Source organism: Streptomyces sp. NPDC005551 (genome assembly GCF_042871785.1).
In the GTDB taxonomy this organism is placed as follows: domain Bacteria; phylum Actinomycetota; class Actinomycetes; order Streptomycetales; family Streptomycetaceae; genus Streptomyces.
In genome coordinates this window covers 1-13224 of the sequence record NZ_JBIAJE010000016.1, presented here as the reverse complement: position 1 = coordinate 13224, position 13224 = coordinate 1, and the positions used below count along the sequence as shown (strand labels likewise).

The following is a 13224-nucleotide window of genomic DNA, read 5'->3' as shown; positions in this document are numbered from 1 at the left end:
TCACGCAGACGTTATCGAAGAGAGATCCATCACCGCAGCTCAGGGGGCGGTTTCCGGCGGGCTTCAGACCTTCGTGGGGAGTGCTTTCGCGCCATCTTCGGTCACCCGTGTCGCCCCGAAGTAGTCCGGGGTGTCGACGGGGTCGAAGCGGATCACGGCACCCGTCCTAGGCGCGTCGATCATGTAGCCGCCGCCGACGTAGATGCCCACGTGCCGGATGGCCCGCGAATTGGTCAGGTCGTCCGAGAAGAAGACCAGGTCCCCCGGCAGCAGCTCGTCGCGGCTGGGGTGCGGCCCGGCGTTGTACTGGTCGTTGGCGACGCGGGGCAGTGTGACGCCCACGCTCTCGTACGCGGCCTTCGTCAGCCCCGAGCAGTCGAAGCGTCCGCCCTGGTCGGCGGTGCCGGTGCCACCCCACAGATAGGGCGTGCCGAGCTTCTTCTGCGCGTAGTAGATGGCCCCGGCGGCCTGCTTGGAGGGATCCACCCGGGTGACCGGCGCGGCGAAGCTCTTCTGGAGCGTGGTGATCGTCTTCACGTAGTTCTGGGTCTCCTTGTACGGCGGCACGCCTCCGTACTTGATGACCGCGTACGCGCCCGCGTTGTAGGCGGCGAGCATGTTCTCGGTCTGGTTCCCCGGAGCGTCCTTCACGTACGAGGCGAGCTGGCAGTCGTACGAGGCCGCCGACGGAATGGCGTCGTTCGGGTCCCAGACGTCCCGGTCGCCGTCCCCGTCACCGTCGATGCCGTGCGTGGCCCAGGTGCCGGGGATGAACTGCGCTATCCCCTGGGCGGCGGCCGGGCTCTTCGCCCGCGGGTTGAACCCGCTCTCCTGGTACAGCTGGGCGGCCAGCAGCGCGGGGTTGATCGCTCCGCAGAGGTTGCCCCACTTCTTGACGAGCGGCTGGTACGCGGCCGGCACGGCTCCCTTGGCCAGTCCGACCGAGCCGCCGCCGACGCCGTTGGCGAGGTTGCCGGCGACCATGTAGACGCCGACGACGAGCAGCATCACGAAGCCCAGTCCCGCCGCCGCGGCAGCGGTCGCCAGGATCAACGCCTTACGCACCGTCAACCGCCCCTCACCGCACAGGAGTCCGCCGACGTCAGTGTAGAGGCGGCCCCGCCGCGGCGGGATGATCACGCGGAAGAAGAAGCCGCACGTGGCGACCGGTGCGCGGTGCCAGCAGCCCGCCGAGAGCAACACCCGTGCCGCGCAAGACGGTTACACGCCAAAACCGCCCGAAGCCGCCGGTGGCCGAAGCCGGATCACCGCGACGAACCCCCGGGGGTCACTCCTCGGCGGTGGCCCTGCGGTGGAGCGCGGCGGCCTCCTCGCCGAGGACCGCGCTGTAGGAGACGTCGGCCGTGTCGCCGCCCTCCTCGTGGCCGCCGATGACGCCGACGACCTGCCCGTCCCCGTTCACCCAGGGGCTGCCGCTCGTGCCGCCGGTGAAGGCGGGGCACGCGATGCGCTGCTGGGTGGCGCTGTGCGCGGTCGGCCTGTTGGTGCACGTGATCGGCACCTCACGGGACCTGGGGTAGCCGGTGACCGTCACGGCCGTCGCCCCGGTGGCCTGCCCGGTGGCCAGGGAGTTGCCGCCGACGACGTCCTCCAGGGCCGGCCCGGCCGCCAGGTCGTCGACGACGGCGAAGGCGAGGTCGCCGTCCTCGTCCCGGTCCCGTCGCCAGGCCTCGGAGACGTACGTCCTCGCCACCCTCCAGACGCCGTACGGCGCCCTGCCGTCCCGGTAGCCGGGCACGAACCGGAACGCCCCGCCGCCGTCCAGGCAGTGCGCGGCGGTGACGATCAGATTCCGTCCCGCGCTGTGCACCACGGACGCCGTGCAGAAGTGCCCGCCCACGAGGTCGCCGGAGCCGCCGAAGAGGGCGCCCACGCGGGCGCCCGGCAGGCCCCCGGGGGCCTCCGCGGTGACTCCGAGCGGTCCGGTCCCGTCGTCGGCCGCCGCCACCGAGGAGGTCGTAGCGGCCAGCAGCAGGACCACGGCGGACAGCGTGTGCCGCCGTGGTCTCCCGGGACGAGTGGTACGCCGCATCACCCGTCCACTGTGGCCCACGGCCCCGGAAAAATCTCCGGGACCCGGCAGGCAAAGGCCTGCGCGGCCCGGGTAATCCCCTGAGGCCCCTCACACCCCTGACAGGCCCGTCCGCGCGCACTCCGCCCACAGCAGCTTCCCGCCCTTCGACGCGCCGAGCTCCCGCAGCACGGAAACGCCCCACGCGTCCGCGCAGGCCCGCACGAGATGCAGGCCCCGGCCGCTCTCCGCGTCCTGCGGGGGCACGTCGGCGGGGACGTCCGCCCGGAACCCGGCCGGGACCCGCGGGTCGGTGTCCCAGACCGCCACCACCAGCCGGTCCGGCCCGGCCGGCCGCACCCGGAGCGCGTACGGGCCGCGCGTGTGCAGATGCGCGTTGGTGAACAGCTCGGCGGCGAGCAGTTCGGCCGTGGGCGTCAGCTCCGTGAACTCGTGGGCGGCCAGCACGGTGCGCAGGGTGGCGCGGGCGATGCCGGGGGCACGGGGATCGTGCGGAAGGTGCAGGGTGTAGTCCCAGCACGGGGATACGGTTGCCATGGAAGTCTCCCGGTTCGGAGGGGAGTTGGGTGGTTTGGTTACGTTGCCCAGTGACCATGCCGCTCCGTCGAGCGGGGTGCTTCTGGGGCGAGGCGCCTGCGCTTCACAGTAGCGGTGCTGGATATATTCTTGACCCGTTTCAGGGCGATACTTAAAGCAATCACCCGTGTGGGTGACAAAGCTGCGGAGGAGCGGCAGGGATGCCCGTGAGAACCAACCCGACGGGGCGGCAACTCCGCTTCGGCGCGGAACTGCGCAAACTCCGCGAGCAGGCGGGCCTGACCTCGACCGGCGCCGCTCAACTGCTCGGCATGAAGCAGGCGCAGGTCAGCAACATGGAGACCGGTCGCCTCGGGGTCAGCGCCGAGCGCGTACGCACCCTGGCCTGTCACTACGACTGCTCGGACAAGGCCCTCATCGAGGCCATCGCAGGCATGACGGGCGAGCGGAAGCGGGGCTGGTGGGAGGAGTACCGCGAGATCCTGCCCGCCGGGCTGCTGGACCTCGCCGAGCTGGAGCACCACGCCACCCGACTGCGCAGTGCCGTCACGATCCACATCCCCGGCCTCGTCCAGACCACGGAGTACGCCCGCGAGATCTTCCGCCAGGCCGTACCCGAACTGCCGCAGCCCGACATCGAGCACCGGGTCTCGTTCCGGCTCAAGCGACAGGCCATCCTCTTCCGTGACCCTCCGACACCGCATCAGATCTTCGTCCACGAGGCCGCCCTGCGGATGAGGTTCGGCGGTGCGGACGTCACGCGCGCGCAGCTGAAGTACCTGTTGGACATGAACGAGCGGGAGCACGTGGAGATCCAGGTGATCCCGTTCGAGACCGGTGTCCTTCCGGGCTCCGGCCAGTCGATCTACTACGTGGAGGGACCCGTGCCGCAGCTGGACACGGTGAACCTCGATCAGTCGCACGGCCCGGTGTTCCTGGACGCCGAGGCCCAGCTGCGCAAGTACCGCGTGCTGCTGGACCGCATGCAGTCCGCGGCCCTCAGTACCGAGAAGTCGCAGACCTTCATCCACGCCATCGCCAAGGACCTTTGAGGAGGCCCCGATGCCCGCACTCACCTGGCAGAAGTCGTCCTATTGCCCCGAAGGCAACTCCTGCGTCCACGTAGCCCGAGATACCGCCGCCGGAACGATCCGTCTCACCGAGAGCGGTGACCCCACCGGCGCGATACTCACCGCCGCCCCCGACGCCTTCCGCACCTTCCTCCGGGCCCTCAAGTCCCCCGGCCCGGCCGTGCGCACCGACTCCGGGATCCGCCTGACCACCGGGGACACCGGCCTCGTACACCTGTGTGAAACCGGTGACCCCGGGACCGTCGTCACCACCACTCAGGAGAAGTGGGACGCGTTCGTACGGGGCGTACGGGCCGGCGAGTTCGACCACTTCGCGCAGATACAGGAGGAAGAGCGATCTTAGGTTCGACGACGACCCGCCGCACACTGCTCACCACGGCCGCGTCCACGGCCGCCCTCGCACTGACCGCGGGCCCCGCGCACGCGGACACCCGTACGCGGGACGCCCGTGCCCGCCTGCGGGAGCTGGAGGACGGGCACGGCGCGAGAGTGGGCGCGTACGCGCACCACCTGGGCACCGGGAGGACGGTGAGCCACCGGGCCGGGGAGCGCTTCCCCATGTGCTCGGTGTTCAAGACCCTGGCGGTCGCCGCCGTGCTGCGGGACCTGGACCGCGACGGCGAGACGCTGGCCAGGCGCCTGCACTACACGGCGGCGGACGTGAAAGCCGCCGGGGGCGGAGCGATCACCGTCAAGCCGGAGAACGTGGCCGCCGGCATGACGATCGCCGAGCTGTCCGACGCGGCGATCCGCTACAGCGACAACCTGGCCGCCAACCTGCTCCTGCGGGAACTCGGCGGCCCCACGGCCGTCACCCGCTTCTGCCGCTCGGTCGGGGACCCGCGGACCCGCCTGGACCGCTGGGAACCGGAGCTGAACTCGGCGGAGCCGTGGCAGCGGCAGGACACGACGACGCCGGCGGCCGTCGCCCGTACGTACGCCCGTCTCACGCTGGGCACAGCCCTGGACGCCGGGGACCGCGCGCGGCTGACGGCCTGGCTGCTCGGCAACACCACCAGCACCAAGCGCTTCCACGAGGGCCTGCCCGACACCTGGAGGATCGCGGACAAGACCGGCACCGGCTCGTACGGCACCGCGAACGACGTGGGCATCGCCTGGACCGAGGACGGCGACCCGGTCGTCCTCGCCGTCCTCACCACGAAACCAGGCCGGGACGCCGTCCCCGACGACGCCCTGGTCGCGAGGACGGCGTCGGTCCTGGCGGACGCCGTCACCTGAGCCGGCGTCAAGCGGGTTCCGTACCCGGGTCGTCCGGACCCGGGTACGGAGATAACCTCTGTATCGGACAGACACCGCCCGGAACGGGACGGACCGGTTCTGTCCGCACCCAGGACCGCCCGGGAGGGCCACCGAGGCATAAAAGGGGTTAACGACAGAACCACACGACAGGTTCCGGTTCGCCTTCATTGCCCGGCGTGACCTGCCGTGATACACAGAGTGACCATACGTCTCCTCGCCTGCCCGTCCCGCGCTCCCGAGAGGGTGCCCCGCGGGGCGGCGGCAGGGGATTCGCACGAAACCCGCCAACCAATGACGTCAAGTCGACATACGACAGCGTCTTTGTCGGCGAGAATGAGCTGACCCCTGCGCGCAGTGGCAGGGGGTGGAGAACTACCCACAAGGGGCGGTGACTTACATGCTTTTCGCAGCCGAAAAGGGCGACATCACCACGATCATCGGCGGGATCGCTCCGGACTGGGGGCCCTTCGGCAGCCTGGGCAACGAGGCGAAGGTGATGATCGAGGTCGTGATGGCGGTCGCCATCCTGCTGTGCCTCGGCATCGCCATCTGGGGCGCCGCGAAGCAGCGCATCGGCGCGACGGCGCTGCGCGACACCTTCAGCGCCGAACAGGGCAAGGGCCTCATCATCGCGGGCCTGACCGGGGTCTTCATCATCGGCTCCCTCGGCACGCTCTTCACCATCGTGTACGGCATGGCTGTGTAGGCCCGGCCGGGCACGCCCGGTGCCCTCCGACCCACCCGTCCGTCGTGCCCACCGGCTGAGGTTGCGTTTCCCTGATGTCGAGTCACCACACCGCGCCCGCGCGGGAACCAGCACGGCTACCGTCGTACTGTCACGCGTTTCGGTACGAGGCGTTTCGGTACGAGGTCGAGGGGGCGTGCGCGGCATGAGTCTCGGTGACGATCATGGTTACGGTGACACTTCGCGCGGTGACGACGGCGGGTACGGCGGGTCGGGGCAGACCCGCACGCGGCTGCCGGACCGGGGCGGTGACGTCTACGGCGGTGCTCGGCGGGGCCGGTCCTCGTCCCGCAGTCTGATCACCGTCGTCGGTGTCGTCGTCCTGCTGATCGCGGCGATCGCCTTCGCGAACCGCGGCGAGGACGATGCCTCTGCGGGGGCGGACGGCGGCGACAAGGCGGAGTCCGCGCCGACGGCACCGTCGGGAGAACGCCCGGTCCAGTCGAAAACGGGCGCGATCCCGTCGGGGTACAGCCACAGCGCTCTGGGCGCCCAAAGCGCGGCGGCGAACTACGCGGTTGCGCTGGGGTCAGCGGACATGTTCCAGAAAGCCAGGCGGGACGTGATCCTGACGACCATCATCACTCCGTCCCGGGTGAGCGATTTCGAGGGCACGCTGGACAAGGCGTACACCCCGCAGTTCAACAAGAACGTCGGTCTGAACGAGGACGGGTCCACCCCGACGGGCTACACGTTCGTCTCGCGTACGAACCCGATCGGCACCAAGGTCACCGAGCACTCGAGAGACACGGCGACTGTCGAGGTCTGGTGCGGTGGCCTGCTCGGGCTCGCAGGCGAGAACTCCACGAACCCGGTCACCAGCAGCTGGTTCACCATCATCATGAAGCTGACGTGGACCGGTGGCGACTGGAAGATCATCACGCACTCCCAGAAGGAAGGTCCCGCGCCTGTCCCAGGCGACGAAAAGGCCTCCAGCGCCGACGACATGGCAAAGGCTGTCGAGGAGTACGGAGGGTTCACGTATGCCCGCTAGCCATCGCGTACTCAAACTGACCGCAGCGGTCGGCGCAGTTCAGGGCGCCGTGCTGCTTCTTGCCACACGAGCCGTGGCTGCTCCCACGCCAACACCGTCACCGAGCAACGATCCCTGTGACCTGATCCACGGCCCCGCCAAGGACTACTGCGAGCGAGGCAGCAACAAACAGGCGCCCAGCGTAGGGGACTCCCCCGGGATCACCTCGCCCCTCGACCCCCTCTCCTCCCTGGCCAAGGGCTGCGCCGACGCCGCTTCCTGGACCGTCGACAAGCTGTCGGACGCCGTGAAGGAAACGGCGAACGTCGACTACACGAACCCCAAGTTCCTCCAGCAGTACGCCGTCGTGTTCGCGGCGTCGACGATCCTCACCCTCCTGCTGTGGCTGCTCGCGGTCGCGAAGCGGGCGGTGCGGGGTGTCCCGCTCACCACCGCCCTGTCGGAAGCGGTCGGCTTCCTCTGGCTGACGGTGCTGGCGTCGGCGTTCACCCCGCTGATCCTCTACACCGTCGTCTCGGCGACGGACGGCGTCAGCGAGGTGCTGGCGAAGGCGACGGGTAATCAGACCGACGCGTTCTTCGGCACGTTCTCCGAGGCCCTGGACAAGGGCGACGACGTCGGCGGCGGCCCCATCATGCTGATGCTGGTGTCCCTGGTCTCCATCGTCGCCGCCGGAGTCCTCTACCTGGAGCTGTACCTCCGGGCGGTCCTGCTGTACGTCGGCGCCCTGCTCGGCGTCGTCGTCTACGCGGGCCTCGTCGACAAGAACCTCTGGGGACACGTCCGCCGCTGGGCGGGAGTGATGATCGCGGTCATCCTCGTCAAGCCGGTGATCGTGATCGTCCTCGGCCTCGCCGGCGCCCTCGCCTCCGACAACGGCCCCGACTCGGTCGCCGCGATCGTCTCCGGTCTCGCCATCATCCTGCTCGCCATCTTCGCCAGCGGCATGATCTACCGCTTCGTCCCCGGGTTCGGCGACGAGATCGCGAACTCCCGCAACAACCGCATCATGCAGGGCGCCGAAGGCAAGGCCGCGGCCGTGATGAGCTCCCCGGCCACGCTCGTCGCCCAGGGCATCAAGACCCACAGCACACGCGCCGACAACGGCGGCGGAGGCGGCGGCCAGTCGTCCGCCGCCCGGCCCGCCAACCAGGCGAGCGGCGGTATGGCCGCGCACAGCAGCCGTACGCCGTCGGGCGGCGGCGGATCCGTCCCCTCCGCCGCACCCCCGCCGCGCACCAGCCCGGTCAACACCCCGCACGCCGGCAACACCCGCAACAGCAGTACCAACCGCACGGGAGGTGAAGGGCGTTGACGACCGAGTCCCACATGTCCCATCCGGTCACGCCCCGCCGTACATATCTGATCGGCCGCGCCCGGCCGAACGCGATCGTCGGCCGGAACCGCGAGTCAGGCGAGATCGCGCTCATCATCGTGGGCGCGTTCCTGGGCATGATGTGCGGGCTCCTCGTCCCCGTCCTCTCCCTGCGCATCGTGCTCCTGATGGGCTTCCCGCTGCTGGCGCTCGCCGCGGTGTACGTCCCGTACAAGCGGCGGACGTTCTACAAGTGGTTCGAGATCAACCGGAGCTACAAGCGGTCGCTGCGCCGCGGGACCGCCTACCGGTCCCACGTGATGGAGGCCGGCACCCACATCGACGGGCGCGAGGTCGAGGTCGGCCCCCCGCCCGGCATCGGCCGGATCAACTGGCTCGCCGCCCCCTTCGGACCGGACGAGATCGCCGTACTCCTGCACGCCGACCGCCGTACGGTCACGGCCGCGATCGAGATCGAGGGCCCGGGCGTCGGCCTGCGGGACAGCGAGGACCAGGAAGCCCTCGTCGACCGCTTCGGGACCCTGCTCAAGCACGTCGCGAACGGCGACGGCTTCGTCACCAGGATCCAGATGCTCGCCCGCACCCTCCCCGCCGACCCCGACGCCCACGCCAAGGACGTCGCCACCCGCGGTGACGACCGGGCCCCCGGCTGGCTCCAGCAGTCGTACGACCAGCTCCAGTCGATGGTGTCCACCAGCAGCGAGCAGCACCGCGCGTACCTCGTCGCCTGCATGCACTACTCCCGCGAGCTCGCCGCCGAGGCCCAGGCCATGGCGCGGGCCGCCCGGCCGCAGGGCGGCCGCAAGCTCGACCGGGACGCGGGGCTCGCCGTCGTCATGGCCCGTGAGCTGACCGACATCTGCTCCCGGCTCCAGGAGGCCGACATCCGCGTGCGGCAGCCGCTCGGACAGGGCCGCCTCGCCTCGCTCCTGCACTCCATGTACGACCCGGACCACCCGATCGACCACATCCAGGCGATGACGAAGCGCAACGCCTGGCCGGCCGAGTTGGACGCGATGGAGCCGACGTACCTCCAGGCGAAGACCCGCGAGTCCTCCACCCGGGCCCCCTGGTGCCATGCCACGGCCTGGGTGAAGGAGTGGCCGATGACCCCGGTCGGCGTCAACTTCCTCGCCCCGCTGCTGGTCCACACCCCGGACGTCATCCGGACCGTGGCCGTCACGATGGACCTCGAACCCACCGAGGTCGCCATCGAGCGCATGCTGACCGAGAAGACGAACGACCAGGCCGACGCCAGCCGCGCCGCCAAGATGAACCGGACCGTGGACCCGCGCGACATCGCCTCCCACAACCGGCTCGACCAGCGCGGCGAGGACCTCGCGAGCGGTGCCGCCGGCGTGAACCTCGTCGGCTACATCACCGTCTCCTCGCGCAACCCCGAGGCGCTCGCCCGCGACAAGCGGACGATCCGCGCCTCGGCCGGCAAGTCGTACCTCAAGCTGGAATGGTGCGACCGCGAGCACCACCGCGCCTTCGTGAACACACTGCCGTTCGCCACCGGAATCCGCAGGTAGGGGCTGATGCACTGATGCGGGATCCGCTCTCCGTCCTCACGGACGCCTTCACGTCCTTCCTCTTCGGCAAGGTCGAGACGACCCGCCTCCCGGTACGTACGTCGACGGGCCAGGCCCAGGCGGTCTACCTGCCGACCGCCGCACCCGGACTCGGCGACTCCGGTGTGATCATCGGCCGCGAGGTGTACTCCGGCAAGGGCTACATCTACGACCCCTTCCAGCTGTACGGCCAGCAGCTCCCGGCCCCGCACTGGCTGGTGCTCGGCGAGTCCGGCAACGGCAAGTCGGCGCTCGAGAAGACGTACGTCATGCGCCAGTTGCGGTTCCGCGACCGGCAGGTCGTCGTCCTCGACGCCCAGGGTGAGGACGGCGTCGGCGAGTGGAATCTCATCGCCGAGGAGCTGGGTATAACCCCCATCCGGCTCGACCCGACGGCCGCCCTGGACATGGGCATCCGGCTCAACCCGCTCGACCCGGCGATCACGACGACCGGACAGCTAGCGCTGCTCCGGACGATCATCGAAGTCGCGATGGGCCACAGCCTCGACGAACGGTCCGGCTTCGCGCTGAAGGTGGCGCACGCCTATGTGAACGAGACGATCGTCGAGCGCCAGCCGGTGCTCACCGACATCGTCGAACAACTGCGCCACCCCGAGCCGGAGTCGGCCGAGGCGATGAACGTCGCCATAGACGACGTACGCGCCTGGGGCCTCGACGTCGCCCTGGTCCTGGACCGGCTGGTCGACGGTGACCTGCGGGGCATGTTCGACGGTCCGACCACGGTCGGCATCGACCTGGACGCCCCCCTCATCGTCTTCGACCTGTCCCACATCGACCGGAACTCCATCGCGATGCCGATCCTGATGGCCATCGTGGGTGTGTGGCTGGAGCACACGTGGATCCGGCCGGACCGCAAGAAGCGCATCTTCCTGGTGGAGGAGGCGTGGCACATCATCAACAGCCCGTTCGTCGCGCAGCTCTTCCAGCGCCTGCTGAAGTTCGGCCGCCGGCTGGGTCTGTCCTTCGTGGCGGTGGTCCACCACCTGTCCGACGTGGTGGACGGTGCGGCGGCCAAGGAGGCCGCGGCGATCCTGAAGATGGCCTCGACCCGGACCATCTACGCCCAGAAGGCGGACGAGGCACGGATGACGGGCCGGGTCCTCGGGCTGCCCCGGTGGGCGGTCGAGATCATCCCGAGCCTGACACCCGGCATCGCCGTCTGGGACGTGAACGGCAACGTCCAGGTGGTCAAGCACCTGATCACGGAGACCGAACGACCGCTCGTCTTCACGGACCGCGCGATGACCGAGTCGTCCGAGGACCACCTCGCCCACGACGCGTTGCGCGCCGCGGAACTGGAGGCGGAGGAACGGGCGGCGGCCTTCATGGAGCAGCACCTGAACGACCTCGACGACTCGTCCGAGTCCACGGTGGCCTGACATGGCACGGGACCAGAACGCCCGCCGCCCGGAGCCCGACGGAGGCATTCCGGACGGTTTGCTGGTCGGGCTGCTCGCGTTCCTCCTCGGCATGACGCTGATGGTGTGGACGGCCACGGGCCTCGCAGGTCTGTTCGCCCACGGCAGCTGGCCGGAGGGCGTCACCTTCGGCCGTACGCCGCTGGCCATGCGCCGCCTGGTCGCGCGGCCCCACGACATCCCGGGCGCCTGGCCCGACACCCCCGCCGACGGCCTCTCCGGCTACGGCCTCGTCTGGGGCCTGTTCATCGGCCAGCTGATGATCCTGCTGGTGCTGACCGTCTTCGTCATAAGCACGGTGGCCCGCTGGAGGGCGGGCAGAGCAACCCGAAGGGCAGAGCACGCCGCTGTGACGGCAGCGGCGCAGCCGCTTGAACAGACCGAACGGGCGGGCGGGCGGGAGAACCCCACAACGGTGGCGGCGCAGCCGCTTGAACAGACCGAACGGGCGGGAGGGCGGGCAGTCCCCCGGGCGGAGCCGCAGCCACAAGAGACAGCGGAGCCCATGGCCTGGGCCCCCCAGACCCCGCTGGTTCCGCTCCAGCGCGCCCCCGTGATCCTGGGCCCCCCGGCCACCCGCCACCCCCTCGCCGTCCAGGCGGTCCGAGACGCGGAGGGCCCGGCCCTGGTCGTCACCTCCAACCCGGCCGTCTGGTCGGAGACCAAGGACGCCCGCGCCAAACTCGGCCCCGTCCTCCTCTACGACCCCGCGCACCTGTGCGACACCCCAGCCCGTCTCCACTGGTCCCCCGTCGCCGGCTGCGAGGACCGGGCCACGGCCACGGCGAGAGCCGCCGCCCTCCTCGCCCCGGTACGCCCGGGCGCGATGGTGGACCAGGCGATGGCGGACGTCGCGGAAATCCTCCTGCGGAGCTATCTGCACGCCGCCGCGGTCGAGGGCAGGGCCCTGCGCCACGTCCACCGCTGGGCACAGGGCAGCCAGGTCCAGGACGCCGTACGGACTCTCCGTACGAACCCGAAGGCCGCCGGAGGCTCCGCGGGCGAGCTGGAGGCGGCGCTCACCTCGCACCCCGAACGCCGCGACATCGCGCAGGAGTTGACCGCACGCGCCCTGTCCTCGCTCTTCACGGTCAACGTCCGCGAGTCCTGCACTCCCAACCGAACCGATGCGCTCACCTTGGATTCCTTCGTCAACGAAGGGGGCACGCTTTATGTGGTCGGTGAACCCATCGAGGACCCCAAGGCGAATCCCGGCGCGATGCCGCTCCTGACGGCCCTCGCCTCGAGCGTGGTCGAGCGCGGCCGGCGCATGGCCGAACGGTCATCCTCCGGTCGCCTCGACCCACCATTCTCGCTCGTCCTGGACGACGTGGCCGCGGTCGCCCCGCTCCCCCAGCTCCCGGAGCTGCTGACCGGCGGAGCGGACCGGGGCCTGCCCACCCTGGCGCTTCTGCGCTCCCAGGAACAGAGCCGCGCCCACTGGCCGCAGTACGACCTGCCGGTCTGAGGGCATCCTCCGGACAGCGGCGAGGCCGCCCGCGCCGTCAGGGACGCTCGACGACGAACTCCAGCTCCAGCTCACCGGTGCTCCCGGGCATGGTCGCGGTCACTCCGGTCGGCGCGAACCCGGCCTTGCGGTAGGCGGCCTCGGCACGGGAGTTCCGCTCGTGGACGAAGAGCCGCACGCGCTCCAGGCCGAGTCGCCAGGACCATTCCAGGGCCGCGTCGAGCAGCGCGCCGATCAGCCCGTACCCGCGCTGCCCGGTCCGCACGAACACCCCGACCACGTGCCCCTGGGCCCGCTCGACCGGCCCCCCGAAGGGATCACGCGTCCCGGCCTGTTCGACGAGCACGGTGACAGAGCCGGCCCACTGACCGACCGGTCCTTCCGCGACGAACTGCTGCCGTTCCTTCGTCCCCTCGGCGGCGCCGGCCGTCCGCTCCTGCCAGTACGCGTCGGGCCGCGCCACGGCGTCCTCGTACGTCTCCAGGAACGCGATGGGGGCGGCGGGGTCCTGGAGGGCGGCCAGCCGGAGAGCCTTCACGGCACGCCACTCGTCCGCGCGGATGGGCCGGATCACGTGGTTCATGCGGGCCACCGTAATGCTGGCGCCCCGGAACGGGAAACGATTTCCGCACAACGCAGAAAACCCCCGTACCGGTATCCCGGTACGGGGGTTTTCTCCAAAGATTGTTCGGCGGCGTCCTACTCTCCCACAGGGTCCCCCCTGCAG

At 70.3% G+C, this 13224-nt stretch carries 13 protein-coding genes; 9 read left to right on the top strand and 4 right to left on the bottom strand.

Annotation, left to right across the window (positions count from 1 at the left end; all coding sequences use genetic code 11):
• Window positions 1-63: 63 nt before the first annotated feature.
• The 3 genes from ACFYP4_RS32710 to ACFYP4_RS32700 form a co-directional block, all read right to left on the bottom strand.
• Entirely contained in the window at window positions 64-1071 is a 1008-nt protein-coding gene (locus ACFYP4_RS32710; RefSeq protein ID WP_358854565.1) for a bifunctional lytic transglycosylase/C40 family peptidase, read from the bottom strand.
• 217 nt (window positions 1072-1288) lie between these two features.
• The gene (locus ACFYP4_RS32705; protein WP_358854566.1) at window positions 1289-2053 is read right to left on the bottom strand and encodes a trypsin-like peptidase domain-containing protein; all 765 of its coding nucleotides are present in this window, start codon (window positions 2051-2053) and stop codon (window positions 1289-1291) included.
• Between the two features lie 90 nt (window positions 2054-2143).
• Complete coding sequence (locus tag ACFYP4_RS32700; RefSeq protein ID WP_388790413.1) at window positions 2144-2590, bottom strand: ATP-binding protein; 447 nt, start codon at window positions 2588-2590, stop codon at window positions 2144-2146.
• Between the two features lie 200 nt (window positions 2591-2790).
• On the opposite strand from ACFYP4_RS32700, the gene ACFYP4_RS32695 reads away from it, so the two are divergent.
• From ACFYP4_RS32695 to ACFYP4_RS32655, 9 genes are all read left to right on the top strand, one after another.
• The gene (locus ACFYP4_RS32695; protein ID WP_388790410.1) at window positions 2791-3642 is read left to right on the top strand and encodes a helix-turn-helix domain-containing protein; all 852 of its coding nucleotides are present in this window, start codon (window positions 2791-2793) and stop codon (window positions 3640-3642) included.
• Between the two features lie 10 nt (window positions 3643-3652).
• On the top strand, window positions 3653-4024 hold the full coding sequence (locus tag ACFYP4_RS32690; protein ID WP_388790407.1) for a DUF397 domain-containing protein: 372 nt from the start codon (window positions 3653-3655) through the stop codon (window positions 4022-4024).
• Window positions 4018-4920, top strand: a complete 903-nt coding sequence (gene bla, locus ACFYP4_RS32685) for a class A beta-lactamase (protein WP_388790538.1) — start codon at window positions 4018-4020, stop codon at window positions 4918-4920. The genes ACFYP4_RS32690 and bla overlap by 7 nt, the downstream gene beginning before the upstream one ends.
• Before the next feature lie 418 nt (window positions 4921-5338).
• On the top strand, window positions 5339-5647 hold the full coding sequence (locus ACFYP4_RS32680) for a hypothetical protein (RefSeq protein WP_099503752.1): 309 nt from the start codon (window positions 5339-5341) through the stop codon (window positions 5645-5647).
• A 184-nt stretch (window positions 5648-5831) separates the two neighbouring features.
• Window positions 5832-6680 (top strand): hypothetical protein, encoded by an 849-nt coding sequence (locus ACFYP4_RS32675; RefSeq protein WP_388790404.1) that lies wholly within the window; start codon window positions 5832-5834, stop codon window positions 6678-6680.
• Entirely contained in the window at window positions 6670-7995 is a 1326-nt protein-coding gene (locus ACFYP4_RS32670; RefSeq protein ID WP_388790401.1) for a hypothetical protein, read from the top strand. Before ACFYP4_RS32675 ends, ACFYP4_RS32670 begins: the two co-directional genes overlap by 11 nt.
• A gap of 14 nt (window positions 7996-8009) precedes the next feature.
• Entirely contained in the window at window positions 8010-9551 is a 1542-nt protein-coding gene (locus tag ACFYP4_RS32665; RefSeq protein WP_358854578.1) for an SCO6880 family protein, read from the top strand.
• Window positions 9552-9565: 14 nt separating this feature from the next.
• A complete protein-coding gene (locus ACFYP4_RS32660) occupies window positions 9566-10990 on the top strand; it encodes an ATP-binding protein (protein WP_358854572.1) in 1425 nt (474 codons plus the stop codon).
• A 1-nt stretch (window position 10991) separates the two neighbouring features.
• Window positions 10992-12497: a type IV secretory system conjugative DNA transfer family protein gene (locus tag ACFYP4_RS32655; RefSeq protein ID WP_388790398.1), complete on the top strand. Its 1506-nt coding sequence runs from the start codon at window positions 10992-10994 to the stop codon at window positions 12495-12497.
• A 37-nt stretch (window positions 12498-12534) separates the two neighbouring features.
• Here ACFYP4_RS32655 and ACFYP4_RS32650 read toward each other — a convergent pair whose 3' ends face one another.
• Window positions 12535-13080, bottom strand: coding sequence for a GNAT family N-acetyltransferase (locus ACFYP4_RS32650; RefSeq protein ID WP_388790395.1), 546 nt, complete (start codon window positions 13078-13080; stop codon window positions 12535-12537).
• Window positions 13081-13224: the final 144 nt, after the last annotated feature.